Source organism: Bacillus sp. SIMBA_074 (genome assembly GCF_046534555.1).
Taxonomy (GTDB): Bacteria; Bacillota; Bacilli; order Bacillales; family Bacillaceae_G; genus Bacillus_A; species Bacillus_A mycoides.
Map to the genome: position 1 here is coordinate 1 of NZ_JAWRYM010000460.1, position 275 is coordinate 275.

General features: G+C 44.7%; 1 protein-coding gene. It reads right to left on the bottom strand.

Annotated elements, in window-relative coordinates; genetic code table 11:
* Positions 1–275: hypothetical protein (locus tag SB773_RS31580; RefSeq protein WP_410594260.1), on the bottom strand; the 275-nt coding region annotated here is incomplete at both ends.

Sequence of the window (275 nt, forward strand, 5' to 3'; positions counted from 1 at the left end):
GCTGTCACCCTTTTGGCCACATTGTCCAAGTGGGCATGCGTGTCATTCGTATGCATCAAGGAAAGCGTGATTGCCTTCGCTGGATTTTTCAAAGCTTCTTCAGCAGCGGCAACTTTCTGATCCGCCAATGCTATTTTAGCTTGAAAATCCTTACGGTCAGACTCCTTGATTCCATTTAAATTGATGGCAGCTTTCGCTTTTTTAGCTGCGTTTATCTGTTCTTTCGTTTTAAGTTCCCCATTGGCAAGAGCTACATAGGCATTGACCCGTTTTGC